This window comes from Mycolicibacterium flavescens, assembly GCF_001722335.1.
GTDB lineage: Bacteria > Actinomycetota > Actinomycetes > Mycobacteriales > Mycobacteriaceae > Mycobacterium > Mycobacterium flavescens.
Genome location: NZ_MIHA01000012.1, coordinates 1 through 15,649, shown reverse-complemented (window position 1 = coordinate 15,649; position 15,649 = coordinate 1). Strand labels below are relative to the sequence as shown.

Here is a 15,649-nt window from a genome sequence, read left to right as displayed (position 1 = left end):
GCAGGCGCACAACCGGTAAGCAAACAAAATTGTGGTCGATGGTGATCGCGGCAGCAACGGCGAGCGCGACTGTGGCGATCGTGCTCCTGCTGATGCGCACCGGTCCCGTCGAGTCGACGGACGCACCGCTCAACCCGACGCCCGCGGCGACCGCGACCACGTCGACCAGCGCACCGGCGACCACCCCGCCGGCCCCTGAGCCGACTCCTGTCGAGCCGCCGCCCGCTGAACCGGCCCCGGTTGACCCGCCCGCCGAAGCGCCGCCGTCCGCGCCGGCAGCGCCCGCGGCCGAAGCACCCGCTGCGCCGCCGTCGCCGGTGAGCACCGCACCCGAGCGCACGTTGACCGAACTACCCCCGCCCCAGACCAGGGCGCCGATGAGCGTCGCGCCGGAGACACGTGCGCCGTTCCCCAATCAGTCGCCGCAGACCGGCGACCGGGAACGCCGCGGCCTGCTGGGCGGTGGTGGGCTGCTCTGAGCAGGCGCGCACCGGAATACCGGCCCATGCGCACGCGTTTAGGACACTGGCGGTTGAGCTGGCATAATGGATCGCCGACCCTCGGTTCCGGTTCACGCCCGTCACCTCCATGTTGTGGAGGGGCGACCCGGAGCCACGATCGAAGAGGAAACCATGAAAACGGGTATTCACCCTGACTACGTCGAGACGACCGTGCACTGCGGCTGTGGCAACTCGTTCACCACGCGCAGCACCAAGCAGAGTGGACAGATCCACGTCGAGGTCTGCTCGCAGTGCCACCCCTTCTACACCGGCAAGCAGAAGATCCTCGACAGCGGCGGCCGCGTCGCCCGCTTCGAGAAGCGCTACGGCAAGCGCAAGTCGGCAGACAAGGCTGCGGACAAGTAGCTTCCACCCCGACGCCCGATCTGCCGCACCCGCGGCCAGGCCGGGCGTCGGTTTGTGTCTACAGGAAGCTCACCAGAGGAGGTCGACATGAGTGCTCGCGCTGACCTCCCGGCGCAGCCGGGGGGATCGATCGACGCCTTGCTGGCCGAGCATGCCGACCTCGAGCGTCAGCTGTCCGATCCGAACCTGCACGCCGACGCCGGCATGGCCCGCAAGGTGGGCCGACGATTCGCGCAGATCTCGCCGATCGTCGCGACGTACCGCAAGCTGGAGACCGCGCGCGGCGACCTCGAAGCCGCGAAGGAACTGGCCGCCGACGACGCGTCGTTCGCGGCCGAGGTCGACGAGCTGACCGCCACCGTCGCACAACTCGACACCCAGCTCACCGACCTGCTGGCGCCGCGCGACCCGCATGACGCCGACGACATCGTCCTCGAGGTCAAGTCGGGGGAGGGCGGCGAGGAGTCCGCGCTGTTCGCCGCCGACCTGGCCCGCATGTACATCCGGTACGCCGAACGGCACGGCTGGACCGTCACCGTGCTCGACGAGACGTTCTCCGATCTCGGCGGCTACAAAGACGCCACCCTGTCGATCCGCAGCAAGGGGGACGCCGCCGACGGCGTCTGGTCCCGGCTGAAGTTCGAGGGCGGCGTGCACCGCGTGCAGCGCGTGCCCGTCACCGAGTCGCAGGGCCGGGTGCACACCTCGGCGGCCGGCGTCCTGGTGTATCCCGAACCCGACGAGATCGAGGAAGTGCAGATCGACGAGTCGGATCTGCGCATCGACGTGTACCGGTCCTCAGGCAAGGGCGGACAGGGCGTCAACACCACCGACTCGGCGGTGCGCATCACCCACCTGCCCACCGGCATCGTCGTCACCTGCCAGAACGAGCGGTCACAGCTGCAGAACAAGGCGCGCGCGATGCAGGTGCTGGCCGCGCGGCTGCAGGCGATGGCCGAGGAGCAGGCGCAGGCCGACGCGTCGGCCGACCGGGCCAGCCAGATCCGCACCGTCGACCGCAGCGAACGCATCCGCACGTACAACTTCCCGGAGAACCGGATCGCCGACCATCGGATCAACTTCAAGGCCCACAACCTCGACCAGGTGCTCGACGGCGAACTCGACGACCTGTTCGACGCCCTGGCCGCCGCCGACAAGCAGGCGAGGCTGCAGCAGGCATGACCCGGCTGAGCCAGTTCATCGACGCTGCGGCGGTGACGCTGGCCGAGGCGGGGGTGCCCGCGCCGCGCGTCGACGCCGAGCTGCTGGCCGCCCATGTCGCCGGCGCCGACCGCGGCCGGCTGCCGCTGATCGACGCCGGCCCCGACTTCCCCGACCGGTACGACGACCTGATTACCCGGCGGGCCCGGCGGATCCCGTTGCAGCACTTGGTCGGTACCGCGCCGTTCGGCCCGGTCGAGGTGCACGTCGGACCCGGGGTGTTCATCCCGCGCCCGGAGACCGAGGCGCTGCTCGAGTGGGCGATGACGCGGAACCTGCCGGAGAACCCCGTCGTCGTCGACCTGTGCACCGGCACCGGTGCGCTGGCGCTCGCGCTGGCCCGGCATCTGCCGGCCGCCCGGGTGCTGGCCGTCGACGATTCCACGAGGGCCCTCGAGTACGCCCGCTGCAACGTCGCCGGCACGCAGGTCGAACTCGTCGAAGTCGACGTCACCGCCCCCGGCCTGCTGCCCGAACTCGACGGCGCCGTCGACCTCGTCGTCGCCAACCCGCCCTACATTCCCGACGGGGCAGCCCTGGAACCCGAAGTGGCCGAACATGATCCGGCGCACGCGCTGTTCGGCGGACCGGACGGGATGCGGGTCATCGACGCGATCACCGCGCTGGCGGCCCGGTGGCTGGTCGACGACGGGTTCTGCGCCGTCGAACACGACGACACCACCTCGTCGCGCACCGTCGAGTCCTTCACCCGCACAGGCGCTTTCGATGACATCACCGCCCGGCTGGATCTCGCCGGGCGCCCGAGGTTCGTGACGGCACGGAGGGCGATGTGACCAACCTGTTCGACTGCTCCGACACCGACCAGCGCGCGACCGGTATCGCCTCGGCGATCAGCGCGCTCAAGGGCGGTCGCCTCGTGGTGCTGCCCACCGACACCGTGTACGGAGTCGGCGCCGACGCGTTCGACAGCGACGCGGTGGCATCGCTGCTGGCCGCCAAGGGCCGCGGTCGCGACATGCCGGTACCGGTGCTGGTCGGCTCGTGGCACACCATCGAAGGTCTGGTCTACAACGTTCCGCAGTCCGCGCGCGAACTCATCCGCGCGTTCTGGCCGGGGGCGCTGAGCCTGGTGGTCCGCCAGGCACCGTCGCTGCAGTGGGACCTCGGCGACGCGCACGGCACGGTGATGCTGCGCATGCCGCTGCACCCGGTGGCCATCGAACTGTTGCGGGAGGTCGGCCCGATGGCGGTCTCGAGCGCCAACATCTCCGGCCGGCCCGCCGCCGTCACCGCGGCCGAGGCCCGCGAGCAGCTCGGCGACCTCGTCGAGGTCTACCTCGACGCCGGACCGTCCCAGCAACAGGCCGCGTCGACGATCGTCGACCTGACCGGCGCCCACCCGCGCGTGCTGCGGCAGGGCCCGATCACCGCGGCGGCCGTCGCCGACGTACTCGGCGTCGAACCCGAATCGCTGACGGACTGACTTGAGCGTCGTGCAGTACGGTGCACCGGTGGTCTCCGCGGCCGACACCCTGCTTGCGCTCAACGAACGCGGCGCAGGCGTGCCCATCCGCGAGCTGGCGCTCGTCGGTCTTGCCTCGGCGATCGTCACCTACTTCGCCACCGGCTGGGTCCGGGTGCTGGCCCGCCGGGTCGGTGCGGTGGCGATCCCGCGCGACCGCGACGTGCACTCCGCGCCGATCCCGCGCATGGGCGGGCTGGCGATGTACATCGGTGTGGCGGTCGGGGTGCTGCTGGCTTCTCAGCTGCCGGCGCTGACCCGGGGCTTCGTCTATTCGAGCGGCATGCCCGCCGTGGTCGTCGCCGGCGGCCTGATCATGGTCGTCGGGCTGATCGACGACCGTTGGGGGCTGGACTCGCTGACCAAGTTCGCCGGGCAGATCACCGCGGCCAGCGTGCTCGTCACCATGGGGGTGGCGTGGAGCGTGCTCTACATCCCGATCGGCGGCGTCGGCACCATCGTGCTCGACCAGGTGTCGTCGATCCTGCTGACACTTGCGCTGACCGTGTCGATCGTCAACGCGATGAACTTCATCGACGGCCTCGACGGGCTGGCCGCCGGACTCGGGCTGATCACCGCGTCGGCGATCTGCATCTTCTCGGTCGGGTTGCTGCGCGACCACGGTGGCGACGTGCTGTTCTACCCGCCCGCGGTGATCTCGGTGGTGCTGGCCGGCGTCTGTCTGGGCTTCCTGCCGCACAACTTCCACCCCGCCAAGATCTTCATGGGCGACTCGGGCTCGATGCTGATCGGGCTGATGCTGGCGGCGGCTTCGACGACCGCGGCCGGCCCGATCTCGCAAACCGCGTACGGCGTGCGTGACGTGTTCGCGCTCCTGTCGCCGTTCCTGCTCGTGATCGCGGTGATGTTCGTGCCCGCCCTCGACACCCTGCTGGCGATCATCCGGCGCACCCGCGCGGGCGTGCATTTCACGACGCCCGACAAGATGCACCTGCACCACCGGCTGCTGCAGATCGGGCACTCCCACCGGCGGGTGGTGCTGCTGATCTACCTGTGGGTGAGCATCGTCTGCTTCGGTGCGGCCAGCACGATCTTCTTCGACCCCCGCTACAGCGGGGCGGTCATGTTGGCGGCGATTGTGGTCGCCGTCATCGTGACCTTGATTCCGTTGCTGCGCCGCAGAAACGGGCAGTTCGAGGAAATGTACGACGAAAAGTAGTAGACCCTCTTTTGTGCCTCCCACCATGTGTTAAGGTTCAGACAGAACCCGAAAAAACCTCGCGGGTTGCCGGCCCCCGGGCCCTCGGTGAACAACCGATCGGCACGGAACTACGACCGACAAAGGGAGCTGCCCCGTGGGTGATTCCAGCGAGCCAAACGCCCTCCGATACGCTTTTGGGCGCACGCACGCAAACCACTCGGGCAACTACCGTGACCGCGGATTGAGGTGAAGTAGTGACGACGCCAGCGCAAGACGCGCCACTGGTGTTGCCGTCGGTCGCCTTCCGTCCGGTGCGCCTGCTGGCAATCTGCGTAGCGCTCACCGGTCTGGCGACCCTGGGCACCGCTCTGCTCGGACACCTGACGGTCGGCCTGTTCTTCGGGGTCGGCCTCGGACTCGGGTTGATCAACGCGGTGATGGTGCGCCGGTCCGCGCTCAAGATCACCGCCCACGCCCATCCGCTCAAGAGCAAGATGGCGGTGAACTCCGCCGTGCGACTGATGATCCTGACCGTGATCGGTCTGGTGATCGCGTTCGTGTTCAGGCCCGAAGGCCTCGGTGTGGTCTTCGGCATGGCCCTGTTCCAGATGCTGCTGGTCTTCACGACCGCGTTGCCCGTTGCCAGGAAACTGCGAGCTGGTGCCGTTGACGAATCCGAAGGGGAGACCGCCCAACCATGACCGAAACGATCCTTGCCGCCGACTCCGGTATTCATGTCGGCACGCACACCGAGGCGGATTGGTTCGGGTTGACCGTTAACACCGACACGTTGCTGTCGGCCTCGATCGCCGCGGTGATCGTGCTCGCGCTGGCGTTCTACCTGCGGGCAAAAGTCACCTCGAGTGGCGTCCCGAGCGGAGTGCAGCTGTTCTGGGAAGCGATCACGGTCCAGGTCCGCAACCAGATCGAGTCGGCGATCGGCATGCGCATCGCTCCGTTCGTGCTGCCGCTGGCCGTCACGTTGTTCGTCTACATCCTGGTCGCGAACTGGCTCTCGGTCTTCCCGTGGCAGTACCGGGACGAGACCGGTATCCACGAGGTGCTCAAACCGGCGGCCTCCGACATCAACTTCGTTGTGGCGCTCGGCCTGTTCGTCTTCGTCTGCTACCACGCCGCCGGGTTCTGGCGCCGCGGTCCGCTGGGCCACCCGGTCCGACTGCTGAAGGGACACGTGGCCTTCCTGGCCCCGATCAACCTCGTCGAGGAGATCGCCAAGCCCGTCTCGCTCTCACTCCGACTTTTCGGCAACGTGTTCGCCGGCGGCATCATGGTCACGATCATCGCGCTGTTCCCGGCCTACATCATGTGGGCGCCCAACGCGCTGTGGAAGTCCTTCGAGTTGTTCATCGGCGCGATCCAGGCCTTCATCTTCGCGCTGCTGACCATCCTGTACTTCGGCCAGTCGATGGAGCTCGAAGACGAACACCATTGATCCAATCGCAAGTGCTCGACCAATCACCTGGTAGTTCCGCTACCAGTTATCAAGGAGGATAGAAAAATGGATCCCACTATCGCTGCCGGCGCACTCATCGGCGGTGGACTTCTGCTCGGTGGTGGCGCCATCGGTGCCGCGATCGGCGACGGTGTCGTGGGTAGCGCACTGGTGAGCGGCGTCGCCCGTCAGCCAGAGGCTCAGGGCCGGCTGTTCGTGCCGTTCTTCATCACCGTCGGTCTGGTGGAGGCCATGTACTTCATCAACCTGGCGTTCATGGCGCTGTTCGTCTTCGCCACCCCGGTTGCTTAATGCCCGTCATGGCTGACTCGGACATCGTTCTGTTGGCGGCTGAGGAAGGGGGCCAGAGCAACTTCCTCATCCCCAACGGCACCTTCATCTTCGTGCTGATCATCTTCCTGATCGTGCTCGGCGTGATCGCGAAATGGGTTGTTCCGCCCATCTCCAAGGTGCTGCACGAGCGCGAGGCCATGGTCAAGCAGACGACCGAGGACAGCCGTAAGGCCGCAGATCAGTTCTCGGCCGCCGAGGCGGACTACGAATCCGAGATGGCCAAGGCGCGCGGCGAGGCTTCCCGCGTCCGTGACGAAGCGCGGACCGAAGGCCGAAAGATCGTCGACGACATGCGTGGTCGTGCCTCCGAGGAAGCGGCGGCCACCATGGCGCGGGCCGAGGAGCAACTCAAACAGCAGTCGGACGCGATCTCCGGCGATCTGCGGTCATCGGTCGACTCGCTGTCGCGGACGCTGGCCAGCAGGGTGCTCGGTGTCGAGGTGACCACTCGTACCGTGCCGGTCACATCAGGGCAGGAGCGGTAACTCAAAGTGTCGACATTCATCGGTCAGCTCCTCGGGTTCGTTGTCATCGTGTTCCTGTTGGTGCGCTTCGTCGTCCCGCCGGTGCGCAAGGCGATGGCCAGCCAGCAGGAGAACGTCCGCAACCAGCTCGACGAAAGTGCCGAGGCCAAGAAGCGGCTCGAAGAGGCCACGAAGGCACACGAAAAGGCCGTGGAGCGGGCCAAGTCCGAGGCCGGGCGGCTGACCGAGGAGGCCGCGGCCGACGCCAAGCGCATCCTCCAGCAGCTGCGTGACCAGGCCGATGCCGAAGTCGAGCGGATCAAGGTGCAGGGCGAACAGCAGGTCCAACTGCAGCGCGCCCAGCTGATCCGTCAGCTGCGGGCGGATCTGGGCCGCGAATCGATCACGCGGGCAGGCGAACTCGTGCGCGAGTTCGTCTCGGATCCCGGCGAACAGTCCGCGACAGTGGACCGGTTCCTCGACGAACTCGACGCGATGGCGCCGTCGGAGGCCGTCGTAGAGGACAGGGCCACCTCGCGCCTGCGCTCGGCAAGCCGGGAATCGTTGGGTGCGCTGGTCGAGAAGTTCGACGACGTCACGTCCGGGCTACAGCCCGACGACCTCTCCAAGCTGGCCGACGAGCTGGCCTCGGTGGTCAAACTGCTGTCGCGCGAACACATCCTGACCCGCCACCTCGCCGACCCCTCGGACAATGCACAGCCGAAGGTCAGGCTGCTCGAACGGCTGATCGGCGACAAGGTCGGCGATCCGGCGCTCGAGGTGCTCAAGGCCGCAGTGTCGGGCCGGTGGTCGACCAACGACAACCTGGTGGACGCCGTCGAGCACGTGGCGCGTCTCGCACTGCTGGTGCGCGCGGAGCGCGAGGACGCCGCCGCCGATGTCGAGGAGCAGCTGTTCCGGTTCGGCCGGGTCCTGGACTCCGAGCCGCGCCTGGCCACCCTGCTCGGTGACTACACGGCGCCGGCCGAGGGGCGGCTGGCGCTGCTGAAGAACGTGCTCGGCAGCGGTACCGGCGCCAACAAGCTGGCCGCGCAACTGCTTTCGCAGACCATCGAGCTGCTGCGCGGGGAACGTGCCGACGAGGCGGTCCTCGATCTCGCGGAGCTGGCCGTGGCCCGTCGCGGTGAAGTGGTCGCGCATGTCAGCGCCGCCGCCGAACTCAGCGACGCGCAACGCACCCGGCTCACCGAGGTGCTGAGCCGCATCTACGCCCACCCGGTGTCGGTGCAGCTGCACATCAACCCCCAACTGCTCGGCGGGCTGAACATCGCCGTCGGCGACGAGGTGATCGACGGCACGCTGTCATCCAAGCTCGCCGCCGCCGAGACCAAACTGCCGGACTGACCCACCCACACCAAAGACCCACACCGTAGAAGCAGGAAGACGAAAAGCCATGGCAGAGTTGACCATCTCCGCTGACGACATCCAGGGTGCGATCGAGGAGTACGTCTCCGGTTTCACCGCCGACACCGCGCGCGAGGAAATCGGCACGGTCATCGACGCCGGCGACGGCATCGCCCACGTCGAGGGTCTGCCCTCGGTGATGACGCAGGAACTGCTCGAGTTCCCCGGTGGTGTGCTCGGCGTCGCGCTGAACCTCGACGAGCACAGCGTCGGCGCCGTGATCCTCGGCGACTTCGAGAAGATCGAAGAGGGCCAGCAGGTCAAGCGGACCGGCGAGGTGCTGTCGGTGCCGGTCGGCGACGCGTTCCTCGGCCGGGTCGTCAACCCGCTCGGCCAGCCCATCGACGGTAAGGGCGACATCGAGGCCGAAACCCGCCGTGCCCTGGAGATCCAGGCGCCTTCGGTGGTGCAGCGCCAGGGTGTCGGTGAGCCCCTGCAGACCGGCATCAAGGCCATCGACGCCATGACGCCGATCGGTCGCGGTCAGCGTCAGCTCATCATCGGCGACCGCAAGACCGGCAAGACCGCGGTGTGCGTCGACACGATCCTCAACCAGCGCAAGAACTGGGAGACCGGCGACGAGAAGCAGCAGGTTCGCTGCGTCTACGTCGCGATCGGTCAGAAGGGCACCACCATCGCCGCGGTCGCGCGTGCGCTCGAAGAGGGCGGCGCGATGGAGTACACCACGATCGTCGCAGCCCCCGCGTCGGATTCGGCCGGCTTCAAATGGCTTGCCCCTTACACGGGTTCGTCGATCGCCCAGCACTGGATGTACAACGGCAAGCACGTCCTGATCGTGTTCGACGACCTGTCCAAGCAGGCCGACGCCTACCGCGCGATCTCGCTGCTGCTGCGCCGCCCGCCGGGCCGCGAAGCCTTCCCGGGCGACGTGTTCTACCTGCACTCGCGGCTGCTGGAGCGTTGCGCGAAGCTCTCCGACGAACTCGGTGGCGGCTCGCTGACCGGCCTGCCGATCATCGAGACCAAGGCCAACGACATCTCGGCCTACATCCCCACCAACGTCATCTCGATCACCGACGGGCAGTGCTTCCTGGAGTCCGATCTGTTCAACCAGGGTGTGCGACCGGCCATCAACGTCGGTGTGTCGGTGTCCCGCGTGGGCGGCGCCGCGCAGATCAAGGCGATGAAGGAAGTGGCCGGCTCACTGCGACTGGATCTTTCGCAGTACCGCGAGCTGGAGTCGTTCGCGGCGTTCGCCTCGGACCTGGACGCCACCTCGAAGGCTCAGCTGGAGCGCGGCGCGCGGCTGGTGGAGCTGCTCAAGCAGCCGCAGTACCAGCCGCTGGCCGTCGAGGAGCAGGTCGTCTCGATCTTCCTCGGCACGCAGGGCCACCTGGACTCGGTGCCGGTGGAGGACGTGCAGCGCTTCGAGAGCGAGTTCCTCGACCACCTGCGGGGCGCCGACGACGGCATCCTCAACTCGATCCGCGAGTCGCAGAAGCTCGGTGACGAACTCGCCGAGAAGCTGACCGACGCGGTCAACAACTTCAAGAAGGGCTTCTCCGCCTCCGACGGCAGCTCGGTTGTCCCCGAAGAGCACGTAGAAGCGTTGGACGAAGAGGACCTCGAGAAGGAAACGGTCAAGGTTCGCAAGCCCGCTCCGAAGAAGAAGTAGGTAGCAATGGCGGCCACACTCCGAGAGTTACGCGGTCGGATCCGCTCCGCCGGGTCGATCAAGAAGATCACCAAGGCCCAGGAGCTGATCGCGACCTCGCGCATCGGCCGGGCGCAGGCCCGGCTCGACGCGGCGCGCCCGTACGCGTTCGACATCACGTCGATGCTCACCACGCTGGCCGCCGAGGCCGCGCTGGACCACCCGCTGCTCGTCGAGCGCGACGAGCCCAAGCGGGCCGGCGTGCTGGTGATCTCGTCGGACCGTGGTCTGGCCGGCGGGTACAACTCGAACGTCTTCCGGCGCGCCGAGGAGCTGTTCGCGCTTCTGCGGAGCGAGGGCAAGACGCCCTTCGTCTACGCGGTGGGGCGGAAGGCGCTGAACTACTACCGGTTCCGCAACTGGGAGATCACCGACTCGTGGAACGGCTTCTCCGAGCAGCCGACCTACGAGAACGCACAGGAGATCGCGTCAACCCTGGTCGAGGCGTTCATGGCGGGCGCTGACGACGAAGGCGACGACCCCGGTGCCGACGGCATCCTCGGCCTCGACGAACTGCACATCGTCTCGACCGAGTTCAAGTCGATGATGTCGCAGACACCGGTGGCCAACCGGATCGCTCCGATGGTCGTCGAGTACGTCGGCGAGGAAGAGACCGGGCCGCGCACGCTGTACTCGTTCGAACCCGACGCGACAACGCTTTTCGACGCGCTTCTGCCGCGCTACCTGGCGACCCGGGTGTACGCGGCGCTGCTGGAGGCGGCGGCCTCGGAGCTGGCGGCGCGCCAGCGCGCGATGAAGTCGGCGACCGACAACGCCGACGACCTCATCAAGGCGCTCACCCTCGAGGCCAACCGGGAGCGGCAGGCCCAGATCACCCAGGAAATCAGCGAGATCGTCGGTGGCGCCAACGCGCTGGCCGACGCCAGTCGTTAATAGGAAGAAGAAGACATGACCGCTACCGCTGAAAAGACCAGCAGCTCAAGCAAGAAGGACATCAACGGCCGAGTGGTCCGGGTGACGGGCCCGGTCGTCGACGTCGAATTCCCCCGTGGCTCGGTGCCGGAGCTGTTCAACGCTCTGCACGCCGAGGTGACCTTCGAGGAGCTCGCCAAGACGCTGACCCTCGAAGTGGCGCTGCACCTCGGCGACAACCTGGTGCGCTGCATCTCGATGCAGCCGACCGACGGCCTGGTGCGCGGCGTCGACGTCGTCGACACCGGACGGCCCATCTCGGTGCCCGTCGGTGACGGGACCAAGGGCCACGTGTGGAACGCGCTGGGCGCCTGCCTCGACGACCCCGAGTACGGCAAGGACTTCGACCGCTGGCCGATCCACCGCAAGCCGCCGGCCTTCGACGAGCTCGAACCGCGCACCGAGATGCTGGAAACCGGTCTGAAGGTCGTCGACCTGCTGACCCCGTACGTGCGTGGCGGCAAGATCGCGCTGTTCGGCGGTGCCGGTGTGGGCAAGACGGTGCTGATCCAGGAGATGATCAACCGTATCGCTCGGAACTTCGGCGGCACTTCGGTGTTCGCCGGCGTGGGCGAGCGCACCCGTGAGGGCAACGACCTGTGGGTCGAGCTCGGCGAGGCCGACGTGCTCAAGGACACCGCGCTGGTGTTCGGTCAGATGGACGAGCCGCCCGGCACGCGTATGCGCGTCGCGCTGTCGGCGCTGACCATGGCCGAGTACTTCCGCGACGAGCAGGGCCAGGATGTGCTGCTGTTCATCGACAACATCTTCCGGTTCACCCAGGCCGGTTCCGAGGTGTCGACGCTGCTCGGACGTATGCCGTCCGCGGTGGGCTACCAGCCGACGCTGGCCGACGAGATGGGTGAGCTGCAGGAGCGCATCACCTCGACCCGCGGCCGGTCCATCACCTCGATGCAGGCCGTGTACGTGCCCGCCGACGACTACACCGACCCGGCGCCGGCGACCACGTTCGCCCACCTCGACGCGACCACCGAGCTGAGCCGTTCGGTGTTCTCCAAGGGCATCTTCCCGGCGGTGGACCCGCTGGCGTCGAGCTCGACGATTCTCGACCCGGCGATCGTGGGCGACGAGCACTACCGCGTCGCCCAGGAAGTCATCCGAATCCTGCAGCGTTACAAGGACCTTCAGGACATCATCGCGATCCTCGGTATCGACGAGCTGTCCGAGGAGGACAAGCAGCTGGTCAACCGGGCGCGTCGTATCGAGCGCTTCCTGTCGCAGAACATGATGGCGGCCGAGCAGTTCACCGGGCAGCCGGGTTCGACCGTGCCGGTCAAGGAGACCATCGAGGCGTTCGACCGCCTCACCAAGGGCGAATTCGACCACGTGCCGGAGCAGGCGTTCTTCCTCATCGGCGGCCTCGACGATCTGGCCAAGAAGGCGGAGACCTTCGGCGTGAAGCTCGAGGACGCCAGCTCGGGTTCGGGCGATGGTGAGAAGAAGGATGACTAGCCTTCGGCGGCACCGGAAGGCAGCGTGAAATGGCCGAACTGAACATCGAGATCGTCGCGGTGGACCGCAAGATCTGGTCGGGCACGGGCACCTTCCTGTTCACCCGGACCACGGCCGGGGAGATCGGCATCCTGCCGAACCACATTCCGGTCGTGGCACAGCTGGTCGACGACGCCATGGTGCGTGTCGAGCGCGAAGGTGAGGACGACCTGCGGATCGCGGTGGACGGCGGATTCCTGTCGGTCACCGAAGAGCTCGTGACCGTGCTCGCCGAGAGCGCCGAATTCGATTCGGAGATCAACGAAGCGGCTGCCGAGCGCGACGCCGAGTCCGACGACCCCGCGACCGCCGCCAAGGGTCGGGCGAGGCTTCGCGCCCTGGGCAAGATCGACTAGCGGACGCTCGATGAGCGCGCTCATGTACCTCATGGTCGCGCTCATCTGCGTCCTGCTGCTCGTCGTCGTCGCTCTGTGTTACCGGCTGTGGAAATTGCGGCAGGTGGGTGGGACCGCGGCGATTCTGCGTGACGTTCCCGCCGTCGGCGGACAAGGGTGGCGTCACGGCGTGATGCGTTACCGCGGAGGCGAAGCCGGCTTCTACCGGTTGTCGAGTCTGCGGTGGTGGCCGGATCGTCGGCTGAGCCGGCGTGGCCTGGAGATCGTGTCGAGGCGCGCACCCCGAGGCGACGAATTCGACATCATGACGCACGAGATCGTCGTGCTGGAGGTCCGTGACACTGGACCCGACCGTCGTCAGGGATACGAGATCGCGCTGGATCGCGGTGCGCTGACCGCGTTTCTGTCCTGGTTGGAGTCCAGGCCGTCGCCGCGGGCGCGCCGACGCAACTTCTAATCCGTTGCCGGACCGCCAGGCTGCCAGAGGACGTCCCCGTCCGGGTTGGCCACCCGCGACAGGATGAACAGCAGATCCGAGAGTCGGTTCAGGTACTTGGCCGGCAGTACGCTGATCGAATCGCCGTGCGTATCAACCGCGGCCCAGGCCGACCGCTCGGCGCGACGGGCCGCGGTGCGGGCCACGTGCAGCAGCGCCGACAGCGGGGTACCGCCGGGCAGGACGAACGAATTGAGCGCGGGCAACGGCTCATTGAACTCGTCGCACCAATTCTCTAGCCGCTCAATGTAGCTCTGGGTGATCCGCAGGGGCGGGTGCTCAGGGTTCTCGACGACGGGCGTTGACAGGTCAGCGCCTGCATCGAAGAGATCGTTCTGGATCTGCTTGAGAACTTTGGAGATTTGCTCGCTTGGCGCGCCGAGCGCGATCGCCACGCCGATGGCGGCATTGGTCTCATCGCAATCGGCGTAGGCCACGAGCCGGACGTCGGTCTTGGACACCCGGCTGAAATCGCTGAGCCCCGTGGTCCCGTCATCACCCGTACGCGTGTAGATCCGGGTCAGATGGACAGCCATGCACAGACCGTACCGGAACGCCTTGCCGAGGAAACTGACATGGTTCGCGGCGCTGTTTACACTTACCCGCGTGAGCGAGCGATTCGTGGTGACCGGCGGAAACCGGTTATCAGGCGAAGTTGCCGTCGGGGGAGCAAAAAACAGCGTTCTGAAGTTGATGGCCGCCGCCCTCCTGGCAGAGGGCACCAGCACCATCACCAACTGCCCGGACATCCTCGATGTGCCGCTGATGGCCGAGGTGCTGCGCGGACTCGGAGCCACCGTGGAACTGGACGGCGACATCGTGCGGGTCACCTCGCCCGATGAGCCCAAGTACGACGCGGACTTTGCTGCGGTTCGCCAGTTCCGCGCGTCGGTCTGTGTGCTGGGTCCGCTCGTCGGCAGGTGTAAGAGGGCGAAGGTGGCGTTGCCAGGCGGCGACGCGATCGGCTCGCGACCGCTGGACATGCATCAAGCTGGGCTTCGGCAGCTCGGTGCCCGCTGCAACATCGAACACGGATGCGTGGTTGCCGAGGCCGACCACCTCCGCGGCGCCGAGATCCAGCTGGAGTTTCCTTCCGTGGGGGCGACCGAGAACATCCTGATGGCCGCCGTGCTGGCTGAGGGTGTGACGACCATCCACAACGCCGCACGGGAGCCGGACGTCGTGGACCTGTGCGCGATGCTCAACCAGATGGGTGCGCAGATCACCGGTGCCGGGACCTCGACGATGACCATCACCGGGGTCGATCGGCTCTATCCCACCGAGCACCGGGTGATCGGCGACCGGATAGTCGCCGCGACGTGGGGGATTGCCGCGGCGATCACCCGCGGGGACATCTCGGTCACCGGTGTGGACCCGCAGCACCTGCAGTTGGTGCTGCACAAACTCCACGACGCCGGCGCGACCGTGACTCAGAGCGACGACGGCTTCCGGATCGCCCAGTACGAGCGCCCGAAGGCGGTCAATGTCGCGACACTGCCGTTCCCGGGCTTTCCGACCGATCTGCAGCCGATGGCGATCGCCCTGGCGGCGATCGCCGACGGCACGTCGATGATCACCGAGAACGTGTTCGAGGCGCGGTTCCGGTTCGTCGAGGAGATGGTTCGACTCGGGGCCGACGCGAGGACCGACGGTCATCACGCGGTGGTCCGGGGGATCCCGCAGCTGTCGAGCGCACCCGTCTGGTCGTCCGACATCCGGGCCGGCGCCGGCCTGGTGCTCGCGGGTCTGGTCGCCGACGGCGACACCGAGGTGCACGACGTCTTCCACATCGACCGCGGTTATCCCCTGTTCGTCGAGAACCTCAAGAGCCTGGGCGCCGAGATCGAGAGGGTGGTCTGAGGGTCCCCATCTGGGCGGATGCCGTCGACGGGGACCCGCTTTGGGTTATGCGCCGGTATGGCGTAGGCTCTTACTCATAAGCCCACGGCCCCAGGCCAATCGGACTGGAGGACGGGGCTTGACGTGGCCCGACAGATCGTTATAGACTGGCAGGGTTGCCCCAAAACCGGGCGTGTTGTTTGAGAACTCAATAGTGTGTTTGGTGGTTTTTGTTTGTTGTTTGTTTTTTGCCATGCCCTGTTTTCCCGTTTGTGGGTGTGGTTTTTTTTGATGCCAGTTTTTGGTGTCTTGTTTTGAGGTCAGATTTTTCTGAATTGCCTTTTAGGTTTTGTTTGGAGAGTTTGATCCTGGCTCAGGACGAACGCTGGCGGCGTGCTTAACACATGCAA

General features: G+C 66.9%; 18 protein-coding genes and 1 rRNA gene. 18 read left to right on the top strand and 1 reads right to left on the bottom strand.

The genetic code is table 11. The annotated features are described in order from the left end of the window. The first annotated feature begins 38 nt into the window (after positions 1–38). The 16 genes from BHQ18_RS16695 (at position 39) to BHQ18_RS16620 (ending at position 13,361) form a co-directional block, all read left to right on the top strand. A complete protein-coding gene (locus tag BHQ18_RS16695; protein WP_131815701.1) occupies positions 39–479 on the top strand; it encodes a hypothetical protein in 441 nt (146 codons plus the stop codon). A gap of 153 nt (positions 480–632) precedes the next feature. After that, positions 633–866, top strand: coding sequence for a 50S ribosomal protein L31 (rpmE, locus tag BHQ18_RS16690; protein ID WP_069414761.1), 234 nt, complete (start codon positions 633–635; stop codon positions 864–866). A gap of 87 nt (positions 867–953) precedes the next feature. Continuing rightward, complete coding sequence (prfA, locus tag BHQ18_RS16685; RefSeq protein ID WP_069414760.1) at positions 954–2,048, top strand: peptide chain release factor 1; 1,095 nt, start codon at positions 954–956, stop codon at positions 2,046–2,048. Next, positions 2,045–2,881, top strand: a complete 837-nt coding sequence (gene prmC, locus BHQ18_RS16680) for a peptide chain release factor N(5)-glutamine methyltransferase (RefSeq protein ID WP_069414759.1) — start codon at positions 2,045–2,047, stop codon at positions 2,879–2,881. The genes prfA and prmC overlap by 4 nt, the downstream gene beginning before the upstream one ends. Beyond that, entirely contained in the window at positions 2,878–3,531 is a 654-nt protein-coding gene (locus BHQ18_RS16675) for an L-threonylcarbamoyladenylate synthase (protein WP_069414758.1), read from the top strand. Before prmC ends, BHQ18_RS16675 begins: the two co-directional genes overlap by 4 nt. Before the next feature lies 1 nt (position 3,532). Then, positions 3,533–4,750 (top strand): glycosyltransferase family 4 protein, encoded by a 1,218-nt coding sequence (locus BHQ18_RS16670; RefSeq protein WP_205866127.1) that lies wholly within the window; start codon positions 3,533–3,535, stop codon positions 4,748–4,750. Positions 4,751–4,986: 236 nt separating this feature from the next. Then, a complete protein-coding gene (locus BHQ18_RS16665; protein ID WP_069414757.1) occupies positions 4,987–5,433 on the top strand; it encodes an ATP synthase subunit I in 447 nt (148 codons plus the stop codon). Next, on the top strand, positions 5,430–6,185 hold the full coding sequence (gene atpB, locus BHQ18_RS16660) for a F0F1 ATP synthase subunit A (protein ID WP_069414756.1): 756 nt from the start codon (positions 5,430–5,432) through the stop codon (positions 6,183–6,185). The genes BHQ18_RS16665 and atpB overlap by 4 nt, the downstream gene beginning before the upstream one ends. Positions 6,186–6,251: 66 nt before the next feature. Next, complete coding sequence (locus BHQ18_RS16655; protein ID WP_069414755.1) at positions 6,252–6,497, top strand: F0F1 ATP synthase subunit C; 246 nt, start codon at positions 6,252–6,254, stop codon at positions 6,495–6,497. An 8-nt stretch (positions 6,498–6,505) separates the two neighbouring features. Continuing rightward, the gene (locus tag BHQ18_RS16650; RefSeq protein WP_069414892.1) at positions 6,506–7,024 is read left to right on the top strand and encodes a F0F1 ATP synthase subunit B; all 519 of its coding nucleotides are present in this window, start codon (positions 6,506–6,508) and stop codon (positions 7,022–7,024) included. A 6-nt stretch (positions 7,025–7,030) separates the two neighbouring features. Beyond that, complete coding sequence (locus tag BHQ18_RS16645) at positions 7,031–8,368, top strand: F0F1 ATP synthase subunit B/delta (protein ID WP_069414754.1); 1,338 nt, start codon at positions 7,031–7,033, stop codon at positions 8,366–8,368. Positions 8,369–8,417: 49 nt separating this feature from the next. Continuing rightward, entirely contained in the window at positions 8,418–10,064 is a 1,647-nt protein-coding gene (gene atpA / locus BHQ18_RS16640; RefSeq protein WP_069414753.1) for a F0F1 ATP synthase subunit alpha, read from the top strand. Positions 10,065–10,070: 6 nt separating this feature from the next. Beyond that, positions 10,071–10,997, top strand: coding sequence for a F0F1 ATP synthase subunit gamma (locus tag BHQ18_RS16635; protein ID WP_069414752.1), 927 nt, complete (start codon positions 10,071–10,073; stop codon positions 10,995–10,997). 15 nt (positions 10,998–11,012) lie between these two features. Beyond that, positions 11,013–12,509 (top strand): F0F1 ATP synthase subunit beta, encoded by a 1,497-nt coding sequence (gene atpD / locus BHQ18_RS16630; protein ID WP_069414751.1) that lies wholly within the window; start codon positions 11,013–11,015, stop codon positions 12,507–12,509. 29 nt (positions 12,510–12,538) lie between these two features. Next, on the top strand, positions 12,539–12,904 hold the full coding sequence (locus BHQ18_RS16625; RefSeq protein WP_069414750.1) for a F0F1 ATP synthase subunit epsilon: 366 nt from the start codon (positions 12,539–12,541) through the stop codon (positions 12,902–12,904). A gap of 10 nt (positions 12,905–12,914) precedes the next feature. Continuing rightward, complete coding sequence (locus tag BHQ18_RS16620; RefSeq protein ID WP_069414749.1) at positions 12,915–13,361, top strand: DUF2550 domain-containing protein; 447 nt, start codon at positions 12,915–12,917, stop codon at positions 13,359–13,361. On the opposite strand, the gene BHQ18_RS16615 is transcribed toward BHQ18_RS16620, so the two are convergent. Continuing rightward, positions 13,358–13,936 (bottom strand): cob(I)yrinic acid a,c-diamide adenosyltransferase, encoded by a 579-nt coding sequence (locus BHQ18_RS16615; RefSeq protein ID WP_069414748.1) that lies wholly within the window; start codon positions 13,934–13,936, stop codon positions 13,358–13,360. The genes BHQ18_RS16620 and BHQ18_RS16615 overlap by 4 nt on opposite strands. Before the next feature lie 70 nt (positions 13,937–14,006). Here BHQ18_RS16615 and murA point away from each other — a divergent pair, with 70 nt between their 5' ends. Together murA and BHQ18_RS16605 are read left to right on the top strand one after the other, a co-directional pair. Continuing rightward, a complete protein-coding gene (gene murA / locus BHQ18_RS16610; RefSeq protein ID WP_069414747.1) occupies positions 14,007–15,260 on the top strand; it encodes a UDP-N-acetylglucosamine 1-carboxyvinyltransferase in 1,254 nt (417 codons plus the stop codon). A 329-nt stretch (positions 15,261–15,589) separates the two neighbouring features. After that, a 16S ribosomal RNA gene (locus BHQ18_RS16605) occupies positions 15,590–15,649 on the top strand; the annotation flags it as partial.

What these genes read in the sequence shown, in the direction of transcription:
- BHQ18_RS16695 (WP_131815701.1), top strand. Translation starts at nt 39, where the DNA reads ATGGTGATCGCGGCAGCAACGGCGAGCGCGACTGTGGCGATCGTGCTC.
- rpmE (WP_069414761.1), top strand. Translation starts at nt 633, where the DNA reads ATGAAAACGGGTATTCACCCTGACTACGTCGAGACGACCGTGCACTGC.
- prfA (WP_069414760.1), top strand. Translation starts at nt 954, where the DNA reads ATGAGTGCTCGCGCTGACCTCCCGGCGCAGCCGGGGGGATCGATCGAC.
- prmC (WP_069414759.1), top strand. Translation starts at nt 2,045, where the DNA reads ATGACCCGGCTGAGCCAGTTCATCGACGCTGCGGCGGTGACGCTGGCC.
- atpB (WP_069414756.1), top strand. Translation starts at nt 5,430, where the DNA reads ATGACCGAAACGATCCTTGCCGCCGACTCCGGTATTCATGTCGGCACG.
- BHQ18_RS16655 (WP_069414755.1), top strand. Translation starts at nt 6,252, where the DNA reads ATGGATCCCACTATCGCTGCCGGCGCACTCATCGGCGGTGGACTTCTG.
- BHQ18_RS16650 (WP_069414892.1), top strand. Translation starts at nt 6,506, where the DNA reads ATGGCTGACTCGGACATCGTTCTGTTGGCGGCTGAGGAAGGGGGCCAG.
- atpA (WP_069414753.1), top strand. Translation starts at nt 8,418, where the DNA reads ATGGCAGAGTTGACCATCTCCGCTGACGACATCCAGGGTGCGATCGAG.
- BHQ18_RS16635 (WP_069414752.1), top strand. Translation starts at nt 10,071, where the DNA reads ATGGCGGCCACACTCCGAGAGTTACGCGGTCGGATCCGCTCCGCCGGG.
- atpD (WP_069414751.1), top strand. Translation starts at nt 11,013, where the DNA reads ATGACCGCTACCGCTGAAAAGACCAGCAGCTCAAGCAAGAAGGACATC.
- BHQ18_RS16625 (WP_069414750.1), top strand. Translation starts at nt 12,539, where the DNA reads ATGGCCGAACTGAACATCGAGATCGTCGCGGTGGACCGCAAGATCTGG.
- BHQ18_RS16620 (WP_069414749.1), top strand. Translation starts at nt 12,915, where the DNA reads ATGAGCGCGCTCATGTACCTCATGGTCGCGCTCATCTGCGTCCTGCTG.
- BHQ18_RS16615 (WP_069414748.1), bottom strand. Translation starts at nt 13,936, where the DNA reads ATGGCTGTCCATCTGACCCGGATCTACACGCGTACGGGTGATGACGGG.